Here is a 24,223-nt window from a genome sequence, read left to right as displayed (position 1 = left end):
CTACTAAGTTCATCAATACGAATACGTCTTATACCGTATGCTGGATCGTTTATAACTAAAAACTCTTTTTTACTTTTGATAGCACAACATAATGATTGTTGATCAAATGTAAAATCAAGATTGAATCACTTTGCTTGGCATATTCCAACAACTCTAAAGAATTAATACGATATGCTTTTAACAGTAGACCATATTTTTCACATAAAGATCGCAAACTAGATGCTCGTAATCCATCAGACTCAAATAGGTAGTGTTCAGGATTAATCGAATATGGATCTCTGCTAATCCCATAAACAGACAAAACCATGGCAAAACATGCGAGTAAACAATCTTTTTCTGACTGTTGTTTAATCATTTTCATTTGCATCACTCCTTACTGGAATAAGAGGAAACAAAGTTGCTTTGTCATTAGAGAGTTCATCGAGGAACAATTTAATCCCTGCTAGTCCTGTCATAAGTCCTAAAGATTGAAAACGATTATTACCGAACCCACATCCAAAATCAACAATATAACGTAGGAATAGTTTAATCTGACGACTCAATTCAACACTTTGATTTACAGATAAAAGACCTTGCTTATCAAGAAATATTAGCAACTTAAGGTTACCTGAAATGCCATGGCACATAGAAAAACTTGTTAATGAATAAAAGCTAGAAAGAATATGTTGAATCCCTAAATGAATTTCTTCACGAGCTTTTTGACGTTCAAAATAATCTAGAAATCCTACTGTTTTATCCAATTCCAATAATAAATATCGGCTAAGAACCATACCAGTTGTTCCATTACACCAGTTAGCAGTTGGAATTGATGGAATATGACGCGTATCCACCCATAAACCACTTGCATTTATAAATGAATCATCTGTCTTTATAGCTTTTAATCCAAGATCGACGTATTCTTCGTTATGGAGAACTATTCCAGCCTTAAGAAGCGACAATCCTATGCCAGCATTACCATGCGCAAAGCTGGCATTAGCTTTTCTTACTTCATTTCCGATAGGCCATCGCAAAATCCCTTCTTCACAGATCATTTTTTTCTTTAAACTGTATGCAGCTTCTTGAATAAGAACATGCGTATAATCAGTGTGCATATCAGCCAAAGAAAAAATAAAACCCGCGTTCCCTCCAAGAACATCATGAACACTATCTTTTCGAACACAATTCAAGATTTCATTAATATTGCACGATAAAAATCGATTACGATCTTCACCAACAATCAAACGAGACATATAACTCAAATAAACTGAACTAGATGTAAATTGACCATTCTTATCATCGGGAAGACTATTTTTAAGAACAGTCTCAATACCGTCTCTTCCAGAATATAAATTACTGGAAACAACATCAATAACTAGATTGTCCCGATCATCAACATTGGCTCCAAACCAATATCTATTCTTCGAATTATGTTTATCAATTACAGCATACTTTGTAAAGAATTCTTCAATACTAAAAGATAAATCGGAAGCTATCTGTGTTTGTGACTTTAGCGCAATTAAACTATTTTTTTGCAAGTCTCACAATAGGTTATCCATTGCGTGTTTTGCACTGTAGCTACACCTTTAAGAGAAAACTCAATCACATCAACTTGAAATTTAAGATCTTTTGTATTCAGCCTTTCAAGTTGTTGTTTCATTAAAGTCATAGGAGTCAAAGAAAGCTCACATAGTAGCTGTTTATTCCCACCATAAAGATCTTTTGAATTTGCTCTACAGTAAAAAGACGGAATAAGTCCAACTTCTAGAACCGAACGCTCGTAGTCAACTAAATTTGAAGATAAAATACCATACTTCTTTTCGCAAAAAATCTTCCAAATATATTCCTTACGTTCTTGAAAACGATATGATTTCAACGCCTCTATAACAGCAGCATATTCTCGGGTATTACGTAATAAAATTCTACTTTCTATAGATGTAGCAACACTTTCTAACTTAGCAATCAACTCCTTACGCACTTTAAGAATAGCTGTATACGTATAATGAAAACCATCTAATATATCATCGTAATAATCTTCCCATGCCAAATTTTCTTCACCATCATATTTACTTAAGAAGGGAGAGGCAGTGTTAGTAGAGACTATTCTATCTTTTCTCTCAAACCTCATATCTAAAGTTCCTATATCAACCAGTTCCTTAACAGATCTAAGTATTCTCTTTGAAGATATAGCACCAACATCATCACGCTCAGATTGATTTGCAGCTAGTGGAAGCATTCCTGTCATAAGAACACTGTTATTTATCCGCTTCAATAGTTTATAATTAAAACTAACATCATTCTTGCGATAACTTTCATTTATATTTAACGCACCTAGTGTCTCATAATCAATAATTACAGGATATTCTCCATGAGCAATAATATTTTCATAATGCAAATCGCTCATACGCAACGCATAAGCCAAACACATAATTTGTCCAAATCTCCGGTAGTATCTTGAAGCCTGTTCTTTTGATGATAATGGTTTGCGATCAATAGATTCATACCAAGAATGATCCCCCAAATTTAAACTTTTTGGCCAAACCAAATCCAATATTTTCTCATCTTCAGATATTAAGCTCCATAGAACTTCCAATACTTGTAAATTACCATTTGAGCCACGCTTCAAATACAACTTAAAGTCTTTTGATTCTACTAGGAAAGAAGGAGGTGTTTCATGTAAATCACCGCAAACTTTAGTTAATATTTTATTATTCTTATTGAAAGAATAATTGAAAACCTTGTTTATCTGATGAACATCACTATGCAAACAACCTGTAACCCATTTTTTATATTCTTTCTTTTTTAATTCTAGTTTTGCTACATTTTCTAGCCTATGCCTTGCTAAATGCATGAATTCTGAAAAGAAAGTATCATCATGCTCTAAACGACTGATGAAATCAGCAAAAGACGGTTTCCCATTCTTGGCTTTATAGTTCGCTAGGAACAGTACTATCGTTGGCCCAAGCACATGCTCCAGCTCCAGATTAGAAGTATCTATAAGACGAATATCAGCACTTCTAACTTTTTCGAATACACCATTAAACTGATATAGCTCATTGGTTTCATCAGTAACCATTTTAGGTGAAATCCTTCCTAACTTCTTTATGGTCTTAACAGCAGGTTAACAAGAATTGCCAAGTGTTCATATGGCATTCATGAGTCAATGTATGCATGACTCCATCTCCAGCACCGAGAATTTCATCTAATTCAGCATCTGTAATCTCAACAAGTACATCTTTCATGTTCGTCTCCTTTGAGGTATCCAAATAAAATAATGTAGTCAATAGAGATTAGGAAGAACTTCACCTATTCCTAGTTACTTAGGACAATTTAATAATCACAAATATAAAAGTGCCTATCCATCAACATGCATATTTTGTCCACTATAGGGTACATGTAGTTCTATGCATAAGATATATATCTTCATGTTAGTTTTTGATACATGCAACTCACCTAAGCTATTGAATACACAGCATCATAAACATTCCTCATACTAAAATGATAGCTTTTAAAACATATCTACAAATAACTTCACCACTCAACAACGTTAGGGATCCTCTTCAAACAATACAGGAATAGCTAAGTTTGTCATAGCCTATGTCTTTGCAAAATAAAAACCTCTAGAGTAAAACACCAACTATTAATGAGCCGTGCACACAACTCGGATTATAGGCGAAAAAATTCGATGAGGACCAGACAAAAGACAACTTTTATTGAAAACTCCCATTTATAAGAGTATAAAAAACTTTTCATATTACTTTTGCAAAACAGCAAACAAAGAATCATAATATTTAAACAACAAATATAAACAATAATTCAATCTATAGATTATAGATAAATATCTATTAATTGATACGTATTATCCAAGATCTTTACCAATACAAAACTAATTATAATCATGATACATCAAATAAGAAATGAAAAAGTTACAATACAAAATCATTAACAGATATACTTTCTGCAACTCACTCTGATACTACATGTGCCCCTTTTCTAAACATTTATAGGAAAGGGGCACACATATCCACGTCATTTTAAAAACACACTGGTAATAGTAAACGCGACTCATAAAATAAAACTTCTAAAATTAAGCATGCTACTTTTGAAAGTCATTGACAATCTATTTCAGTTATAAACAAATTAATTTATATAATCTTAATTTAAGAAGACTTAAATAATCGTTACAGATTACATATTTACTTTGACGGTCACTCCCACTCAATCGTGGCAGGCGGCTTAGAAGTTACATCAAGCACTACACGATTAATTTGACGACATTCATTCGTGATTCGAGTAGAAATATTTGCCAATACATCGTAAGGCACACGAGACCAATCAGCTGTCATGGCATCCTCAGAGCTCACAGGACGCAAAACAATTGGAGAACCATATGTGCGCTCATCACCCTGAACACCAACAGAATGAACATCAGCAAGCAAAACAACTGGGCATTGCCAAATATCGCGATCCAATCCAGCTTTAGAGAGCTCTTCGCGCGCAATAGCATCTGCTTCACGAAGAACAGCTAAGCGTTCGCGTGTAATCTCACCCACAATACGAATACCTAAACCAGGACCCGGGAATGGCTGACGCCAAACAATTTCATCTGGAAGTCCAAGCTCAGTTCCAATAGCACGAACTTCATCCTTAAACAAAGTACGCAAAGGTTCAATAAGCTTAAACTTCAAATCTTTTGGCAAACCTCCAACATTGTGATGAGATTTGATATTTGCAGCACCATCACCACCACCGGACTCAACTACATCCGGGTAAAGTGTGCCTTGCACAAGGAACTTAACTTCAGCTCCAGTTTTACCAGCTTCTTCAATAACTTGACGCTGAGCTTTTTCAAAAGTGCGTATAAACTTTTCGCCAATAATCTTGCGCTTGCGCTCCGGCTCACTCACGCCTTTAAGTGCGTTCAAAAAGTCATCTTCTGCATCAACTGCAATAAGTTTAATGCCTGTTGCTTCAACAAAATCATGCTTAACCTGCTCAACTTCGCCTTTACGAAGCAAACCGTGGTCAACAAAAACGCAAGTAAGCTGATTGCCAATTGCTTTATGCACCAATGCTGCAGCAACAGCAGAATCTACGCCACCAGAAAGACCACAAATAACTTGTGCATTCCCAACTTCTGCGCGAATCTTAGCAACCTGATCTTCAATAATGTTAGAAGGATTCCAATTATTATTCAGTCCTGCACACTTATGTAAGAATGTAGATATAAGTTCCTGACCCAATGGAGTGTGTTTAACTTCTGGATGCCATTGCACACCGTAAAGTTTGCGACTTTCGTCTTGCATTGCTGCAACTGGAGCACCTTCTGTGTGAGCCAAGACCGTAAAACCTTCTGGAGCACGCTTAACAGCAACACCGTGACTCATCCAAGTATTCTGCGCAGATGGAGATCCGGAAAGTAAACCTTCAGAATCATCAATAGTTGCAGCAGTCTTGCCATACTCACCAAGTGCAGCTTTATCGACATCGCCACCAAGCTCATGAGCCATTACCTGGAAGCCATAGCAAATACCAAGAACCGGTACACCTGCTTCAAAAATCTTTGGATCAATGTCAGGAGCACCTGGTTCATAAACAGAAGCAGGACCGCCTGAAAGAATAATAGCTTGAGGATCCTTAGCAAGCATTTCGTCAACTGGCATAGAGTGAGGAACAAGTTCTGAATACACATTTGCTTCGCGCACTCGACGAGCAATAAGCTGAGCATATTGAGCGCCAAAATCAACGACAAGCACTGGTCCTTTTGCCATGATTCTCCTTATATATAAGTTCTAATACGATTCAACTTATAATAGTGAAACTTTGCGACGTTACGTAATTACAAAACGCCGAAAATTAAACACAAAAGTTACACGTACAGTCTAACACTGCAAAATAACGTTGACAGATTTTTGTGCGAAACGCTTAACTATAAAGTATAAAATGAACATTAAATATAACATAATCTATACAAATGGCTCATTTTTTACGCACATAATCACACATTTTTTCAACACAAATGCACGAAGAAGTAACCAAACGAACAAAAGTCAGACGCTGGCACTATACTGAAACGGATGGAAAAAGAGCTGTAATACATTTGTTTTCCAGTCTCTATAACCAAATGGTAATGATCAAATTGCACTGAAAAGTGCTTGAGTACAGGAGTACACATGACGAGTCCTGTTATTGGCACACCTTGGAAGAAGCTCAACGCTCCAGTTTCCGAGGCAGCTATCGAAGGCGTAGACAAGTACTGGCGCGTTGCCAACTATCTTGCAATTGGCCAAATTTATCTTCGCAGCAACCCTCTAATGAAGGAGCCGTTCACTCGCGAAGATGTTAAGCATCGTCTGGTGGGCCACTGGGGCACCACTCCAGGTCTTAACTTCCTTATCGGCCACATCAACCGTTTCATTGCTGACCACCAGCAGAATACCGTGATTATCATGGGTCCAGGCCACGGCGGCCCAGCTGGTACTGCTCAGTCCTACCTCGACGGTACTTACACTGAGTACTATCCAAAGATTACAAAGGACGAAGCTGGTTTGCAGAAGTTCTTCCGCCAGTTCTCTTACCCAGGCGGTATTCCTTCTCACTTCGCTCCTGAAACCCCAGGCTCCATCCACGAAGGTGGCGAGCTTGGTTATGCACTCTCCCACGCTTACGGCGCTGTTATGAACAACCCAAGCTTGTTCGTTCCAGCAATCGTTGGCGATGGTGAAGCTGAGACCGGTCCTTTGGCTACCGGTTGGCAGTCCAACAAGCTTGTGAACCCACGTACCGATGGTATCGTGCTTCCAATCCTGCACTTGAATGGCTATAAGATCGCTAACCCAACAATTCTTTCCCGTATTTCCGATGAAGAGCTTCATGAGTTCTTCCATGGCATGGGTTACGAACCATACGAGTTCGTTGCTGGCTTCGACGATGAGGATCATATGTCCATCCACCGTCGCTTCGCTGACATGTTCGAAACTATCTTCGATGAAATTTGCGATATTAAGGCTGAGGCTCAAACTAACGATGTAACTCGTCCTTACTACCCAATGATTATCTTCCGCACTCCAAAGGGTTGGACCTGCCCGAAGTTCATCGATGGCAAGAAGACCGAAGGTTCTTGGCGTGCACACCAGGTGCCACTGGCATCTGCTCGCGATACCGAAGCTCACTTCGAGGTTTTGAAGAACTGGATGAAGTCCTACAAGCCTGAAGAGCTCTTCGATGAAAAGGGTGCTGTTAAGGAAGACGTTCTTTCCTTCATGCCAAAGGGCGAACTCCGTATTGGCGAAAATCCAAACGCCAATGGTGGTCGTATTCGTGAAGACTTGAAGCTTCCAAAGCTTGAAGATTACGAAGTCAAGGAAGTTAAGGAATTCGGTCACGGCTGGGGTCAGCTCGAAGCTACCCGTCGTCTTGGTGTTTACACTCGTGACATCATCAAGAACAACCCAGATTCCTTCCGTATCTTCGGACCAGATGAGACTGCTTCCAACCGTTTGCAGGCTGCTTACGAAGTAACCAACAAGCAGTGGGATGCTGGCTATCTCTCCGGCTTAGTCGATGAGCACATGGCTGTTACCGGTCAGGTCACCGAGCAGCTTTCCGAGCATCAGATGGAAGGCTTCCTCGAGGGTTACTTGCTCACCGGTCGTCACGGCATCTGGAGCTCTTACGAGTCCTTCGTACACGTTATCGACTCCATGTTGAACCAGCACGCAAAGTGGCTTGAGGCTACCGTTCGCGAGATTCCATGGCGTAAGCCAATCTCCTCTGTGAACTTGTTGGTGTCCTCTCACGTATGGCGTCAGGATCACAACGGCTTCTCGCACCAGGATCCAGGCGTAACCTCCGTGCTCTTGAACAAGACCTTCAACAACGATCACGTAATTGGCATTTACTTCCCAGTAGATTCCAACATGTTGCTTGCTGTTGCTGAAAAGGCTTACAAGTCCACCAACATGATTAATGCTATCTTCGCTGGTAAGCAGCCAGCTGCTACTTGGTTGACTCTCGACGAAGCTCGCGAAGAGCTCGAGAAGGGTGCTGCTGAGTGGAAGTGGGCTTCCAACGCTAAGAACAATGACGAAGTTCAGGTTGTTCTCGCTGGTGTTGGCGATGTTCCACAGCAGGAATTGATGGCAGCTGCCGACAAGTTGAACAAGCTTGGCGTTAAGTTCAAGGTTGTTAACGTTGTTGACTTGCTCAAGTTGCAGTCCGCTAAGGAAAACAACGAAGCTTTGACTGACGAAGAGTTCACTGAACTCTTCACTGCTGACAAGCCAGTCCTCTTCGCTTATCACTCCTATGCACATGACGTTCGCGGCTTGATTTATGATCGTCCAAACCACGATAACTTCAACGTTCATGGCTACAAGGAGCAGGGCTCCACCACCACGCCATACGACATGGTTCGCGTGAACGACATGGATCGTTACGAGCTTACCGCTGAAGCTTTGCGCATGGTTGACGCAGCTAAGTATGCCGACGAAATCAAGAAGCTCGAGGACTTCCGCCTCGAAGCCTTCCAGTATGCAGTCGACAAGGGTCTTGATCACCCAGACTACACCGATTGGGTATGGCCAGGCGTTAAGACCGACAAGCCAGGCGCTGTCACCGCTACCGCTGCAACCGCAGGCGATAACGAGTAGTTTTAAGCTGATAAAGTTAAAACTGGTTAGCTAAAACATTTCGGGAGTCAATCGAAAGGTTGGCTCCCGTTTTGTGTATTAAAACAAAAAAGCTTCATCTATTAAAAACAAACAATGCAATAAAACTGGTTATATGCAAAATAAATTACATTTATAATTACTATTTTGTGCGTGTACAACGTAGATAAGCCGTACAATAGAAAAAGTTTGTTTATATTGCAAAATGCAAAACTTACATTAACAATATAAACCTAGCAGTAACACGAAGTATCAAAGGAGAACGCATCGTGTCGCATATTAATGTAACAATTATCGGCAACGAAGATATGTACGGCAGAAATGCTGTTGCATTCGGAATAACACATATTCTGTCTAATAACTACAGCACTACTGTTTTTCGTCCATGCGCTCAACCAAATGACACTTTTACTAAACAACTTTTGGGTATCGCAAATACTTCAACGAAATTAGAGCAAGTTATTGCAACAACTCCAGAAATAGTTAGAACAAATAAAGATACAGTGCGCGGAGATATCGTTGCACGCTATAACGAATTATTGCAATCCACTTCTGCTCAAGCTTCTATTATTGTTTCTAGTGACGCAAACCCAGCATATGATCCAGAACTGTTTTCTTTCGACGCAACTGTTGCAGCTGACTTGGCATCACCTGTTTTTCTCACAGTTTCAGCTCAAGGCAGAAACTCACAACAAATTTTACAAACTATAGATTCTGCTAATGCTTGCGTTCTTAAATCATGCACACAGGTTTTAGGAGTATTTGTTACAAACTGCGATCCAGAACTTGGAGCTGAGTTGATGCGTGACTATAGCTCTAGGAATTATGCAAACTCAGACGACGAAGCATCCCGAGTAAGCCAAACTCCATTATGGGTTTTGCCACCAATAGATGAAGAAACTAAAAATTCTTCATTAGAAACATTCGTAAATTGCGTTCGAGAAAATGATGTTCTTAATGCTCTCCACCAACCATTTAAAGCTCCAACTACACCTTATGCTTTCCAATACAGTTTATTAGGAAAAGCAAAAGAAAATAAGAAAACTATAGTTCTTCCAGAAGGAGAAGAAGATCGCATTCTTAAAGCAGCAAACTATTTGCTAGAACGTGATATTGTAAATCTAATTATCATTGGAGAACGCGAATCTATTCTTGCTCGAGCAGAAGAACTAAACCTCAATTCTCTTTGCAAAGCTAGTTTCCAATCTATGCACGATGAAGCAATGCTAAGCCATATGATTACAAAACTTTGCGAATTAAGAGCAAAGAAAGGAATGACAGAAAAACAGGCACGTGAACAACTAACAGATGCAAGCTACTTCGGCACCATGCTAGTAGTACTAGGTCAAGCAGACGGTCTTGTTTCTGGTTCAGTTAATTCAACCGCTAACACTGTACGTCCTGCTCTTCAAGTTATCAAAACTAAGCCTGGTTCTAAGCTGGTTTCTGGAGCATTTCTTATGTGCTTCAAAGATCACGTATCTGTATTTGCAGATTGTGCAATCAACCCAAATCCTAGTGCAGAACAGCTTGCTGATATTGCTATTCAGTCTGCACACACTGCTGAGACTTTCGGACTCAACCCTAAAGTTGGAATGCTATCCTATTCAACGCTTGGTTCAGGAAAAGGGCCAGATGTTGATACTGTAGAGGAAGCAACACGCATTGCGAAAGAAAAAGCACCTGATTTAGCAATTGTTGGATCTATACAGTTTGATGCAGCATGGTCTCCTACAGTTGCTGCAGCAAAAGCAAAAAATAATAGTATTGCTGGTCATGTGAATGTATTTGTATTCCCTGATTTATGCGCAGGAAATATCGCTTATAAAGCCGTGCAACGCTCTAGCGGAGCACTGGCTGTTGGTCCAATTTTGCAAGGATTAAATAAGCCTGTAAATGATTTGTCTAGAGGAGCTTTAGTACAAGATATTATTAATACCGTTGCTTTAACCGCGTTAGAAGCACAATCAGAATAAACATAATAAAGCTCCTAAAACAGCACCACAGTGCATACACGATTTTTAGGTATTGCATTGCACTCAATATCTTTAAGTTTGTAGGAACTTAACGCTAAACTAGAGCGTGGCAATTTATAAGCCTTATCAATACTTATGGAGGATGCCCACATGGCAAAAACCGTTCTTGTTATCAATTCTGGTTCCAGTTCGATTAAGTATCAACTCGTTGACTTGGAAAGCGGTGAAGGTATCGCTTCCGGCATCGTTGAGAAGATTGGCGAGCCAGTTGACGGACACTACAAGCACGTATTCAATAGCGAAAAGCATGAGTTCGATGAGCCAGTTCACGACCACGAGCAGGGCTTGAAGCGCGTACTTGGATTCTTCGAAGAATATGGTCCAAAGCTTTCAGAGTCTGGCATTGTTGCTGTCGGTCACCGCGTTGTTCAGGGTGGCTTAACATTCCCTAAGCCTGCATTAGTCAATGAAAAGACAATCAATAAGGTTAAGGATTTGGCAGTTTTGGCTCCACTTCACAACGGCCCAGAAGCTGTTGGCGCTGAAGTCATGACTGAACTTTTGCCAGATGTTCCGCAGATTATGGTATTCGATTCTTCCTTCTTCCATGCTTTGCCACAGGTTGCAGCAACTTATGCTTTGAATAAGGAAATTGCAGACCGCTATCATATTCGTCGTTATGGTGCTCACGGCACTTCTCACGAATACATTGGCTCTGTTGTTCCAAGCGTTGTAGGTAAGCCTGCAGAAGGTTTGAAGCAGATTGTTTTGCACATTGGTAACGGTGCTTCTGCTTCTGCTCAGATTTCTGGTAAGCCAGTTGAAACTTCTATGGGCTTAACTCCACTCGAAGGCTTAATGATGGGCGGTCGCACTGGCGATATTGACCCAGCTGTAGTGTTCCACCTTATTCGCAACGCTCACATGAACGTGGACGAACTTGACACTCTCTTCAACAAGCGTTCCGGCATGATGGGCATGACTGGTCACGGCGATTTGCGTGATATTCACAAGCTCATCGCAGAAGGCGATGAAAACGCTAAGCTCGCTCTCGGCGTATACGTGCACCGCATTGTTGGATACATTGGCAACTACACTGCTCAAATGGGCGGCGTTGACGTCATTACCTTCACAGCTGGTGTCGGCGAAAACGACGAAATCGTGCGCGCTCGCGTATGCGAAAAGCTTGAGCCATTCGGCGTTAAGCTCGATAAGGAAAAGAATTTGGTTCGTTCTAAGGAGCCACGCGTTATTTCCACTCCAGACAGCTCTGTGATTATTGCTGTAATTCCAACGAACGAAGAGTTGGCTATCGCACGCAAGGCTGCAGCTATTGCTGAAGCTGGCGAAGATAGCTACGGCAACAAGTTCAAGCACTAAATTGTTTGCGCTTAACTGCGTAGAACAAACAAATAAATAGATATAAATAATCCCGGGTCAAAAAGGCTCGGGATTATTTGTTATTCAAGCATTTTATGCCACATGCCTGGAAAATCAGGAATCGTTTTGCGAGTAGTAGAAATATTTTTGATTCTCATATTTTCTATGCGCAATCCAAGCATTGCAGCAAAAGTTGCCATTCTGTGATCCGCATAAGTTTCCATTACTTCCCCATGCATATGATTACTTGGCTCAATACGAATTCCATCTTCGAGCTCTTTAGCGCCAATCCCAACTCGATTCAATTCATTAACTAACGCTTGCAAACGATTCGTTTCATGCCCTCTCAAATGCGCGATACCATGAAGTTCACTTGGACCGTCCGCAAAAGCAAGAATAGCTGCAATACTAGGAGCAATCTCCCCTGCTGCACTCAAATCAAGATATGGAATTGCTTTAATCGCACTATCGCTTTCCACATGCATTATTCCAGCATCATCACCTGTTTTTTCAAAATTAACTTTTGCACACATTTTTTCTAATATTCCAGGAAGCAATCCTCCAGGTTGAGTTGAAGAAAACGGCCAATTAGGTATACTGACACTTCCTCCAGCAATCAATGATGCTCCTAAAAATGGCGCAGCATTAGAAAGATCAGGCTCTATAGTAACAACGTTAGCTAGATTTATTTTACTCTCTTTAACATGCCACATTGCGTTGCTAGTCATATTTACAGACCCACCCGCTTTGCAAATATCGTCCATAGTCATGCGAATATGTGGCATACTTGGCAATGTGTCACCAATATGTTTAAGCTCTAATCCACCAGGAATACGTGAACCAATCAGAAGCAGCGCAGAAATAAATTGTGATGATGAAGAAGAATCAATTTGCACGATTTTTTCAGAAAAATTATTTATTTTAAATTCGACTGAAGGTGGCGTAATAGTAAAAGGTAAAAAACCCTCTTCTTCGTGATATTTTACGCGAGCACCAAGCTGCTCTAAACCGTCAAGAACTGGCTTCATAGGACGAGCATAAGCTTGCTTATCGCCATCAAATCGCACAGCTTTATTTGCAAATAAAGCTAAAGCTGCAACGAAACGCATTACAGTTCCAGCTAAACCGCAATACACTTCAGCATTATCTGGAACCCTAAAAACTCCGTCTTCTGGAGGAATTACACGAAGCTTAGTTCCATCTTCATTTAATGACTCACATCTAACGCCAAATGTAGATAAAGCGTTAATCATAAGATCCGTGTCGCGCGAGCGCAATAATCCTTGTAAAACTACTGATTTTGTGCCCAAAGCTGCCAAAATTAAATAACGATTCGACAAAGATTTACTGCCAGGAACCTCAATATAAGCTTTTAATTGATGATTAGCATACGGTGCTTTCCAAGGAGTAGTGCAATCTGCAATATCGTTAATATCACTCATACTATGAATACTATCGATTAACATGTACTGCTAAATAAGAATAAAAAAGCAAAAATACGCATATTTCATTAGATATAAAAAGTCGGGGTGACAGGATTCGAACCTGCGACATCCTGCTCCCAAAGCAGGCGCGCTACCAAACTGCGCTACACCCCGAGACTTTTGAACTGATTACCAGTTCCAAGCACAATCAATTACAATAGCGCACTTTGCAGACAAATGCAAATTACGACACACGTATTATGAAAATTTTTTCTTCATTACAAAATTCAACTAGCAAAACTCATTACTAGCTACCAAACGATACAATAGAATTAGTTTGAAGAAAAAGGGGCTAAGTATGGGACGCTTCCAGCGAACAGAGGCAATGGGCTTAATATCATTCATAGTTTGCGCAGCTTGTGGAATGATTATTATGAGAATGTATATGGTAACAATGCCAGCGTTTTGGCAAATTAGTCAGCGACTATTCCTTACAGCTTCAACTATTGTGTCTTTGTGCAGCGTAGGCGCTTTTATTGTTGGATACTTGCGTACAAATAAAAAAGTTATCAGCCATCACTTAATTCGAGTAGCTAAGCATGCGTTTGAAATAACAGCACTTTCTACGATTTACGGCGCGACAATGTTTCTTATGTCTTTTGCTTTGCTATCTATTATTAATAGTATTATTGGCAGAGCAGCAATGAACAGTTATTTACCAGTATTATGCTCAGCATTATCTGGAATTGTTGGATACGCAACTCTTATTCAAGCTGAACTTCTCGAAGCTAAAACAGTGGCTTCTCTCCTGCCATTATTCGTTATTTCTGGAGCTGCAACTGCAGGTCTTACGACAGATGATCCGTACTGGTATAACAATAATTTCTCTCAACTTGGAGACCGCACAACATTTGCAGCTAGTATGTTTAATGCAACACTTGTTTTGTCAGGAATTTGCATTATCATAACGAGCTACTTTGCTATTACTGAATTCGTTGCAACGCAGCATGAAATGCTGCAACACAATAGCCAAAAACTAATTAAACACTTCAAGATGCGCACAACTGTTATGGCAGCTTTGCTGATTCTTGGAGGAATATCGTTTATTGGAATAGGAACTTTTAGATACACACCACATCCTTTCTTACATGATTTGTGTGCTCGAGGAGTAACAGGATTAATTTGCACAATGCTTGTATGTCTTCCATGGCTTGCGCCTAAGCTTTCTCGCACATTCTATATTGCTTCCGATTTAGCGGTTATTCTTACTGCGTGGGCAGGAAATCAGTGGATACATGGAAATAATACTCTTACAAATGTTGAAGCATTATCGTGTCTGCTATTTCTTGGATGGATTATTGTATTTTCACGACAAGTTGCGGCTATGCAAAGCGATCGTCTTCAATCAAAAATAAATCAAGCTTTAGTATTAAATAGAAGCTCAAAAGCACAAATAGAATAAGAACAAAAGATAAATTAAACTAACAAAAGCAGCGTAGAAACTTAAATTTCTGCGCTGCTTTTAGTTTTTACAAGTCACGAAATTCTTTACAAATAAAGCATAATATTTAATGTTCTGGTTTATGCTCACTCATAAGAAGCAAGAAACTACGAGATTGTGCAACAATATTAAATCCTGCCTCATATAACAATTCTGGACCCTTTGGATTATATGTGTCCACAATCAACTTCCACTTCTCACCATAACGTTTATCTGGCAAAGTAAAAGTAATAGGTTCATAATGCGCATTAAAAATAAGAATAAAGTCATTATCAACCATTCTCGTTCCATACCAGTCAGTTTCTGGAATATCCGAACCATTCAAATAAATCATCACAGATAAAGCATGAGTATTTGACCAGTCCTCCATATCCATAACAGTACCGTTATGATCAAGCCATTCAACTTGTGGAATATCGCTTACATCATCTCCAGCAGAACGACCCGTAAAGAAACGACGACGATGCAACACAGGGTGCTTTAATCGCAAGTGAATAAGCTTGGAAACGAAATCGAACATATCTCGTTGAGTTTCGTTATAATCCCAGCTTATCCACGAAATAGCGTTATCTTGACAATAAGCATTGTTATTGCCCTTCTGCGTACGCATGACTTCATCACCAGCGCATATCATAGGAATACCCTGGCTCACCAAAAGAGTTGAGAACAAATTACGTATTTGACGTTCACGCAATTCATTAACATCGTGAATATTAGTAGGTCCTTCAACACCGCAATTCCACGAACGATTGTCGTTCGCACCATCGCAATTGCCTTCCTTATTAGCTTCATTATGCTTTTCGTTATAGCTAACTAAATCGTTCATAGTGAAGCCATCGTGAGCTGTAATAAAGTTCACGGAAGCTACAGGCTTTCGTCCATTTTGCTCATATAAATCTGAGCTACCCATAAGTCTACTGGCAAATTCAGGTAATGTAGATGGTTGTGAACGCCAAAAGTCGCGGACACAATCGCGATATCTTCCATTCCATTCGGACCAACTTGGAGGGAATCCACCAACTTGATATCCACCAACACCAATATCCCAAGGCTCAGCGATAAGTTTTACACTTGAAATAATAGGATCCTGCTCAATAATGTCAAAGAATGCAGAAAGTTTATCTACTTCTTGGAACTGACGCGCAAGAGTTGCTGCTAAATCGAAACGGAAGCCATCAACATGCATTTCAGTTACCCAATAACGCAAACTATCTGTGATTAACCGCAATGCTTTTGGAGAACGCATAAGTAAGGAATTACCAGTACCGGTAGTATCAAAATAATGACGCTGGTCATTATCTACAAGGCGATAATATGCGCGATTATCAATACCACGGAAACTCAAAGTAGGACCACGGTCATTGCCTTCAGCAGTGTGATTGTAAACCACGTCTAGAATAACTTCCATACCTGCAGCATGATATGCCTTAACCATTGATTTAAATTCGTTAACTTGCTCTCCGCGCTGACCAGAACTGGAGTAAGAATTTTGAGGAGCGAAGAAACCAATAGTGTTGTATCCCCAATAGTTACTTAATCCTTTATTTTGCAAGAAAGAATCGTTTACAAACTGATGAATAGGCATCAATTCTATTGCCGTAACACCAAGCTTCCTTAAATAAGAAATAACGCTTGGATGTGCAAGTCCAGCATAAGTGCCTCTAATATCTGGAGGAACACGTTTATCAAGATTAGTCATTCCACGAACATGAGCTTCGTAAATAACGGAATCATGATACGGAATCATAGGGTGCTGATCATTACCCCAATCAAAATACGGATTAATAACTGCAGCCTTCATCGTATGATCCGCAGAATCTAAAGTATTCATTGCTGAAATATCATCTGGATTATCAAACCAATAAGAGAAAAGACTCTCATCACCGTCTATATTTCCTTCAATCGCCTTGGCATATGGGTCAAGCAACAACTTATGAGGATTACACCATAAACCATGAGAAGGATCATAAGGTCCGTGAACACGATAACCATAACGCTGACCAGGCTGTATGCCTGAGACATAGTTATGCCACACGTATGAGTTCTGCTCAGTCATATCAATACGTGTTTCGTTATCATGCTCATCGAATAAACATAATTCAACGCGCTTTGCAACTTCGGAAAACAGCGCAAAATTCACGCCAGCGCCATCATAGTTTGCGCCAAGCGGATACATGGAACCTGGTCGTATATGCATAATATAAGTATCTCATATATTCGAGTAGTTTTCACGTCATGTTGACGTTATTTAAAAAAAGATTGAATTTAAATGAAAGCCTCAATTAATAACGTAATTCCATGGATCGCAAGCTTCACCTAACCAAGCAACTTCTGGACACTCTCCATACATTTCTTCTATGCAATCAGCAATATCATTAATCGCATAAGTAAACCACAATGATTCAATAGCACTATGAGAAGTGTTAATAATCATAGGATATGTATGTTGAATGTAATCTTCACCAGAAGAAAGACGCAGTTTCGATTCATATTTAGCTCGCTCAATTGCATCAAGTGCAGGATGATGACGCAAATCGCTTGTAACATATACGTCAACTTTTTCCTTGCGAACTTCATCTAACAAGCTTTCCCCAGAACCAGGCAAAACAGCTACTGTACTAACTTTCGCATCAAGATTTCCAGCAACTTGAACACCAACTTTTGTATGAGGAAGAACGTTAAAAACATTTTGCGCAAAATCACGCAATGATATTGGCACATCCAAAACACCAATTCTGCCTAAGCCAATGTTACGTCCAGCAGAATCAATCTGTTTAGAAACAACAATTGGACGCAAATTATGAAGACCAAAATACTCTGCCGCAGCATGAGCAACTCCGCGCCACGCGACATCCGCATTAGTGTGACCAACCCATAGCGCACAATTATTACTAATTAAGCGTTGCACAATTTCGCCACGAACAGTTTCGTTTGAAACTCCATGCACAGCTTTGAAAAATAGCGGATGATGAGTCACTAATAGGTTTGCACCCATTGATAACGCTCGATCAACTGCGCTAATCGTAGGATCACTAACACATACGATTCGCTGAATTTGGGAATTCAAGTCTCCAACAATAAGACCAGGCTCATCCCACTCTTCAGCAAAGCTTAATGGGTACAATGTTTCTATAGCTTCAATTACTTTGCTTAATCTAATCATTTCTTCTACCTTTAAGCAGTGCTAATGCGCTGCTAGTTGCCAATCTACACCAACTCCAGTAGAAACATTAAGAGGAACGTCTAAATGCACAGCATTTTCCATAGCTTTACGCACAATATTTTCTACCTGCGCTTGCTCACCATGTGAAATTTCCAGAATCAATTCATCATGTATTTGCAATATTACGCGGCTGCGCACTTTTGCTTCACGCAATCCCAAATCAACACGAAGCATAGCAAGTTTCATAATATCTGCGGCAGTACCTTGTATTGGAGCATTAAGAGCTCCGCGCTCAGCAGCTTCACGAGATGCACGATTATTGGAAGAAAGTTGCGGGAAATACCTACGTCGACCAAACATAGTTTCTGTGTACCCAAGTTCTTTTGCCTTCGACACAAGAGATTCCAAATAGTCATGAACATTGCCAAAAGTATCAAAATACTTATTTTTTAACATTTCAGCTTCAGCCGGACTAATAGAAAGCTGTTTTGCCAGCCCATAAGTACTCAATCCATATGCCAATCCATAGCTCATAGCTTTTACGTGAGAACGTTGATCCGGACTTACTTGTTCAACAGGAATCTTATAAACTAAGCTAGCAACATATTTATGAAAATCTACGCCGGAACGGAATGCTTCGATAAGAGTTTTATCATGAGATGCATGGGCCATAATACGAAGCTCAACTTGTGAATAATCACAACTCATTAAATATTCAAATTCTTCTCCTGGAATAAAAGCAGCACGAATTTCACGACCAGCAGCATTCCTATTAGGAATATTTTGAAGATTAGGATCAGCAGAACTTAAACGACCAGTTGCTGCAATAGTCTGCTCAAAAGTTGTATGGATGCGCCTATCGTCATAATGAGCTGCATCAATTAAACTTTGCACAATCTGTTTCAATTTATTAGTTTCGCGATGTTTAAGTAAAGCACCCAAGAATTGACTTGCAGGTTCTTCGGGATCGAGTTTAACGTACATAGCTTGCAAAGCTTCGGCATTAGTCGTGTACGAGCCATTCTTTGTGCGACGAGTAGGTTTAAGACCAAAATGCTCAAAAAGTATTTGTTGCAACTGCTTAGGGCTTTGTAAATTAACAGAACTACCTGCAACTTTCCAAGCCATATTTTGCGCAAACTCAGCATCTGCAGAAAATTGCTTAAGCATACCACTTAAACGTTGCATATCGACTGCAGCACCGACGTCTTCCATGCCACGCAAAACTCGCGAAATAGGCATTTCCAAATCAGTCATCAAACCAGTTTGTTTCCTATCGTCAAGTGTTGAAGCAAAATGAAGAGCCAAAAGACGAATAAGAAGCGCAGTTTTCAAGAATTTTGCTTCACGTGCTTGAGTTTGCTTTTCATTAGTTTCTTCTTCACTAGATGACACTTCATTGTCAATAAGAAGATCAAGCTCACCTTGCTTAGCTTCATTTTCACCCAAATTATCTTCAACTGACTGAATATCTAAATAATGCTCAGCCATATTTTCTAAAGTCTCAGCTCGAAAATCTGGCTCCAATAAATATGATGCCAATCGAGTATCAAGAAGTGGAGTGCCAAATGAATTATTCGAATCGAATAATTTTAGCGATTTTAGCAATCCCAAATGCTTTTTATAGTCATGCAATACTGTTATTGAGGAATTTTTTTGCAAGAACTTTCGCAACATCTCAAGCAAAGCTTGATCTGACGATTGCAAATCAGTCGTATATAATATTGCAGCTTTATTAGCAATAAGAATTATTAAACAATCTGCAATCAACTCAAAATGATGTTTTGAATTCTTATTGCACTCATGAGCGTATATCACTACTTCTTGATTTTTCAGTATAGGTTCAGCACATTTACGAGAATTATTTATAATTTTTTCGGAATTTAATTCTTCAAAATTCTCTTCCTCAGAACTTACTTGATCGAAAGTATCTTCAGTATTTTTTGAATCTTTCTTTATTTTTGTATAAAGCAAAGAAGAAACTGAATTCTCCCAATCAATAAAGTCCTCTACAGTTTTAACATGATGTAAGTCAATGCCTGCTAGCATTTCTTGAAAATTTTCTGCGTCAATATTTGATTGAGCACTTTGAGCTAGCTTATCGTCATTAACGTCACCTTCATACGTAGACGAAAACATTATACGCATATTATTTTCGATAGATTGTTGCATACCGTTGCTAAAAGTTTTGAGAATCTTTCTCTTTTTTAATTCGCCAAATTCAAGTTGAGACAGCAAGATTCCTAATTTTGCAGCATCAACATCACCAAAGCACAAATCATCTACAGTTACGCCTAAATCCAAATCGCAAACTAAAGCATTAACTTTACGGTTTAAACGAACTTGATCAATATTTTCTCTTAAAGCTTCTCCCTTTTTACCGCTAATCTCATTCGAATGTTCAATAATATTTTCTAGGCTGCCGAATTGATTAATCCATTTAGCAGCGTACCCATCTCCAACACCTGGAACTCCTGGAATATTATCTGCAGTTTCTCCTCTTAACGCTGCTAAATCAGGATATTGCTTAGGCGTAACATGATATTTTTCATAAACAGCATTCTTATCCATTTCTTTTAAGTCTTTAAAATGCTGTCCTGGATATAAAACAGTAATATTGTCATCTATCAGTTGGAATGCATCACGATCGCCAGAAAGTACTAAAGTTCTATAACCGGCATTCGAACCCATTACTGCAAGAGTGCCAATAACATCATCACCTTCATAACCGGGTTTCTCAATATAAGTGACACCAAGAGCTTTAAGCATCTGTTGAATGATAGGAAGCTGCGAAAGAAGCTCCTGTGGAGCAGCATCACGAGTACCTTTATATTGAGGCAGCATAGTATTTCTAAAAGTTCCACCTTTAACGTCAAAAGCAATAGCTAAGCGGTCAGGCTTCTCTTTTTTTACAACCTGTGAAAGCATAGTAATAAATCCCCAAATGGAATTTGTTGCTTGCCCAGAGCGAGTAGAAAAATTATCCGCAGATATTGCAAAAAAAGCACGGAACGCAAGAGAATGGCCATCGACAACCAACAACGTTCCTTTCTCATTCTTAAGTTCCGAAGAATGTTCTTCAACGATGTCGGTATTCACTGTTGACTACTCACCCACGTTCCGTAAATTACTAATAAATAACTATGCACTTATATAAAAATGAATAAATATAACCCTACTAATTTTCAGATGAAGATTCTACTTTATCATCGCTATACTTTGCAATAATAGCCATTGCAAGACGCTTCTTAGGGATACGCTGATCCATAGAAGTTTTTTGAATCCAGCGGAAAGCACCCTGCTCAGAGAATCCAGCCTTATCCATAAGAAGACCTTTAGCACGGTCTACAAGCTTACGTTCTTCTAAAGTATCTTCAGCTTTCTTCAACTTTTCTTCTGTTTTCTTCAACTGATCTTCAGCATCGTGTAACTTGTTTTCTGCACGCTCAACACTATCTAATAAATCGTTGATTTCACTAAAGCGACCCATAGCAACTTCCAAAGCAGGAAGAAGTTTAGATTCTTCATATGGCTTAGTAACGTACGCCATCGCTCCAGCACCAGTTGCTTGTTTTACTAAATCTGACTGTGAAAAAGCAGTGAGCATTACTACAGGAGCAATATTCTCATCACAGATTGTTGCAGCGGCAGTAATGCCATCCATAACAGGCATCTTAACATCCATGCATACAACATCTGGATGATTTTCACGAGTCAACTCAATAGCTTCTTGACCGTTAGCAGCCTGACCTATAACTTGATATCCGTTATCTTCAAGCATTGCAACTAAATCCATACGATTAACTGATTCATCTTCTGCAACTACTACAGTACGAATATGATTGGCCTTTTTTTCTTTAGCTTCTCGCTGAACAGCTTCATCATCTGCAGCTTTGCGCAGCTCATCATCAGTAAGTACCTCAGGCATTGCTGGCTCTGTCCCTTCATTTTCATCCATACCTGGCATATCCAAAACCTCACTTCATTGCCACACATTCACAGGGCAACATCGCCATGCATCTTTAACATGGCGTTCGCGCAACGGCACACTCACAAACACTAGCGAAAATTGCGCATCATAACACAATCTGCAAGTCATTAAAATACCGCATGCGCACCATGTTCGTGTCAATTAATAATATCATAAGAATTGCAAGACGCGCGAACAAGCACATACAATTAGCACTATTTTGCTTATTTTATATAATCGCAGATAATAATACAGCCAACGCACCAAGTATTGCCTGAGCAACGCACATAGGAAAAGCATCCTTATAGTCACCCATAAGCACACATTTAGTAAATTTATAGGCTTTAATAATAATAACCAACAATAAAATCCACTGAAAAGTAGCAAAAAATAAATGCCACGAAGAATTGCATACAATTGCACTAAAACTGAGGAAAATTTCAACACTATAAAAGCGCCATATTGACGGCACTGCTGAAGGTAACGCAATAATCAAAACAGAATATGCAATCAAAAGAACAGCAGAAACAATGCTCATAGCAGCACATAAACGTCTGCCATTGCGCTCGCCAATTTTAACCATAGCAGTTATTTTTCCATGTTCTTTATCGCTTTTAATATCTCGAAGATTGTTTACCATCATTAAGCAAGCCGAATAAGCACCAGGAATGCAAGATATTAGCACACAAGCCAAAATCCTTTGCCTGTTATTGATAAATATGCTAGTTTCTGGAATACCAATTCCATATGTAATTGCGCATAACGAACCAATAAAAGGAACAGGGCCGAAAAATACAAACGCACTTACTTCTCCCCAACCCTTATAACCGTAAGGATGTTTACCTCCTGCATAAAACCATGCTGCAGCAAAGCACGCAATTCCAAGTAAAATAAACCAATATATTCCAGTTCGCAAAACAATAATCAAACCAAAAATACAAGAAATAAAAGCAGAAATTATTACGGCTTTAAGCACAGATTTCGCGGAAATTCCAGCATTTGCAAGGCGCCAAGATACATCGCACAAAGGTTTTGAATTATTGCTACTTAAAGCACGCAAACTACGATTCTCATCCAAGCCATTCAATCCGTCACAATAATCATTGGCATAATTGACGGCGATTTGTATAAACGCAGCAACCATGCAGCACAAGAAAAATTGTATAAAACATTGCTCTAGATGCATAACTGGTTCTTCAAAATACGAAAATCGTATCATTCTAAATGAAACCGCAAACGCCATAACAACAGGAACTAAGCCTATTGGAAGCGTGTAAATTCTTGCACCCTTAAGCCAAATTTTTACACTTTTCATCAAAAGCCTCATAAATTATTTATGATTTATTTATTTATGATTTACACAAATATTTTATACTAAATTTGGCAAAAAGATTGAAGTGCATATTGGTAAAGCAATAATAAGTGCAGAAATAACTAGAGACAAGAATCCACGCCATCCGAATGGGTATTTGTAATACGAAGACTTGCGTGTGCGCAAATAAAAACCGCGCTCTTCCGCTGCTAGTGCAGAACTATCTGCTTTACGCACTGAAGAAACCAAAAGAGGCACAATAAGAGGCATCATAAGTTTTAATTTTTTAAATGGATTTTTACTATCGTATTCAACTCCGCGAGCCATTTGAGCTTCTGTGATTTGAGACATTTCTTGCGCAAAAATAGGCACAAAACGAACCGCAGTAGTTATAGTAAAAGCGTAACAATATGGAATATGCAAATATTGGACTACAGCATTTGCAAGATCGTTTAATTTAGTTACTGTTAGTACGGTAACAAGAGGAAAAGCAAAGCAGAACAATCTCAAAGCAGCTTTTGCACCAATATCAATGCCGTGCAATGTGAACCACAAGAAAATATAGTTGCCACTTTGAGCAATAACAGTCTGCAGCAAAAACATTACGCAAGAAATTATTAACATAGCTTTAATAAGACCAGATAATGTTTTAACAACACGAGTAAAAGCCATGCCAATAAAAATAATAGCTGCAAGCGCAATAAGCGCGGAATACTGTTTAGCAATAAACACGCTTATTACAACACTCGTAGCAAGAATTAGTTTTGCAATAGGATTAGTGCGATGAAGAAAAGTGTTACCTGGCTGGTAAGTTAATAATCTCGTTTTCATAAATATCAGACGCCTTTACTT

The 24,223-nt window shown here is 39.4% G+C and carries 16 protein-coding genes and 1 tRNA gene; 4 read left to right on the top strand and 13 right to left on the bottom strand.

Annotation, left to right across the window (positions count from 1 at the left end):
• Window positions 1–55: 55 nt before the first annotated feature.
• The 5 genes from HXT41_RS00960 to guaA form a co-directional block, all read right to left on the bottom strand.
• A complete protein-coding gene (locus HXT41_RS00960) occupies window positions 56–361 on the bottom strand; it encodes a cysteine peptidase family C39 domain-containing protein (protein WP_421788748.1) in 306 nt (101 codons plus the stop codon).
• Window positions 348–1,514 (bottom strand): lanthionine synthetase LanC family protein, encoded by a 1,167-nt coding sequence (locus tag HXT41_RS00955; RefSeq protein ID WP_421788746.1) that lies wholly within the window; start codon window positions 1,512–1,514, stop codon window positions 348–350. Before HXT41_RS00955 ends, HXT41_RS00960 begins: the two co-directional genes overlap by 14 nt.
• Window positions 1,496–3,052 carry a DUF4135 domain-containing protein gene (locus HXT41_RS00950; RefSeq protein ID WP_421788744.1) on the bottom strand — a complete coding sequence of 519 codons (1,557 nt, stop codon included), beginning with the start codon at window positions 3,050–3,052 and terminating at the stop codon, window positions 1,496–1,498. Before HXT41_RS00950 ends, HXT41_RS00955 begins: the two co-directional genes overlap by 19 nt.
• Before the next feature lie 34 nt (window positions 3,053–3,086).
• Window positions 3,087–3,218: a lacticin 481 family lantibiotic gene (locus tag HXT41_RS00945; RefSeq protein WP_004111352.1), complete on the bottom strand. Its 132-nt coding sequence runs from the start codon at window positions 3,216–3,218 to the stop codon at window positions 3,087–3,089.
• A 966-nt stretch (window positions 3,219–4,184) separates the two neighbouring features.
• Complete coding sequence (gene guaA / locus HXT41_RS00940; RefSeq protein WP_004111344.1) at window positions 4,185–5,747, bottom strand: glutamine-hydrolyzing GMP synthase; 1,563 nt, start codon at window positions 5,745–5,747, stop codon at window positions 4,185–4,187.
• 402 nt (window positions 5,748–6,149) lie between these two features.
• On the opposite strand from guaA, the gene HXT41_RS00935 reads away from it, so the two are divergent.
• The 3 genes from HXT41_RS00935 to HXT41_RS00925 all read left to right on the top strand — a co-directional run bounded on the left by HXT41_RS00935 (window position 6,150) and on the right by HXT41_RS00925 (window position 12,001).
• Complete coding sequence (locus tag HXT41_RS00935; RefSeq protein ID WP_004111342.1) at window positions 6,150–8,627, top strand: phosphoketolase; 2,478 nt, start codon at window positions 6,150–6,152, stop codon at window positions 8,625–8,627.
• Window positions 8,628–8,914: 287 nt separating this feature from the next.
• Entirely contained in the window at window positions 8,915–10,621 is a 1,707-nt protein-coding gene (gene pta / locus HXT41_RS00930) for a phosphate acetyltransferase (protein WP_116440594.1), read from the top strand.
• A 150-nt stretch (window positions 10,622–10,771) separates the two neighbouring features.
• The gene (locus HXT41_RS00925; RefSeq protein ID WP_162863123.1) at window positions 10,772–12,001 is read left to right on the top strand and encodes an acetate/propionate family kinase; all 1,230 of its coding nucleotides are present in this window, start codon (window positions 10,772–10,774) and stop codon (window positions 11,999–12,001) included.
• Between the two features lie 80 nt (window positions 12,002–12,081).
• Here HXT41_RS00925 and aroA read toward each other — a convergent pair whose 3' ends face one another.
• Both aroA and HXT41_RS00915 read right to left on the bottom strand, forming a co-directional pair.
• Window positions 12,082–13,443, bottom strand: a complete 1,362-nt coding sequence (gene aroA, locus HXT41_RS00920; RefSeq protein WP_103014043.1) for a 3-phosphoshikimate 1-carboxyvinyltransferase — start codon at window positions 13,441–13,443, stop codon at window positions 12,082–12,084.
• Window positions 13,444–13,525: 82 nt separating this feature from the next.
• Window positions 13,526–13,599 (bottom strand) — tRNA-Pro (locus HXT41_RS00915).
• Between the two features lie 184 nt (window positions 13,600–13,783).
• Between HXT41_RS00915 and HXT41_RS00910 the strand changes: the two genes are divergently transcribed.
• Window positions 13,784–14,887 (top strand): hypothetical protein, encoded by a 1,104-nt coding sequence (locus tag HXT41_RS00910; protein ID WP_004111335.1) that lies wholly within the window; start codon window positions 13,784–13,786, stop codon window positions 14,885–14,887.
• Between the two features lie 106 nt (window positions 14,888–14,993).
• Here HXT41_RS00910 and glgX read toward each other — a convergent pair whose 3' ends face one another.
• From glgX to HXT41_RS00880, 6 genes are all read right to left on the bottom strand, one after another.
• Complete coding sequence (gene glgX / locus HXT41_RS00905) at window positions 14,994–17,123, bottom strand: glycogen debranching protein GlgX (RefSeq protein ID WP_103013980.1); 2,130 nt, start codon at window positions 17,121–17,123, stop codon at window positions 14,994–14,996.
• Window positions 17,124–17,204: 81 nt separating this feature from the next.
• Entirely contained in the window at window positions 17,205–18,089 is an 885-nt protein-coding gene (locus HXT41_RS00900) for a Nif3-like dinuclear metal center hexameric protein (protein ID WP_116994800.1), read from the bottom strand.
• Between the two features lie 21 nt (window positions 18,090–18,110).
• The gene (polA, locus tag HXT41_RS00895) at window positions 18,111–21,188 is read right to left on the bottom strand and encodes a DNA polymerase I (RefSeq protein WP_103013978.1); all 3,078 of its coding nucleotides are present in this window, start codon (window positions 21,186–21,188) and stop codon (window positions 18,111–18,113) included.
• Window positions 21,189–21,267: 79 nt separating this feature from the next.
• On the bottom strand, window positions 21,268–22,056 hold the full coding sequence (locus tag HXT41_RS00890) for an ANTAR domain-containing response regulator (RefSeq protein WP_004111325.1): 789 nt from the start codon (window positions 22,054–22,056) through the stop codon (window positions 21,268–21,270).
• A 232-nt stretch (window positions 22,057–22,288) separates the two neighbouring features.
• Window positions 22,289–23,374, bottom strand: coding sequence for a 1,4-dihydroxy-2-naphthoate octaprenyltransferase (menA, locus tag HXT41_RS00885; protein WP_033888750.1), 1,086 nt, complete (start codon window positions 23,372–23,374; stop codon window positions 22,289–22,291).
• A gap of 54 nt (window positions 23,375–23,428) precedes the next feature.
• Window positions 23,429–24,202: an energy-coupling factor transporter transmembrane component T family protein gene (locus HXT41_RS00880; RefSeq protein WP_004111322.1), complete on the bottom strand. Its 774-nt coding sequence runs from the start codon at window positions 24,200–24,202 to the stop codon at window positions 23,429–23,431.
• Window positions 24,203–24,223: the final 21 nt, after the last annotated feature.

This window comes from Gardnerella sp. DNF01189, from assembly GCF_049244195.1.
GTDB classification, from domain to species: Bacteria; Actinomycetota; Actinomycetes; order Actinomycetales; family Bifidobacteriaceae; genus Bifidobacterium; species Bifidobacterium swidsinskii.
Note: the sequence above shows the minus strand (reverse complement) of the source record. Positions and strands in the feature narration are given on the sequence as shown.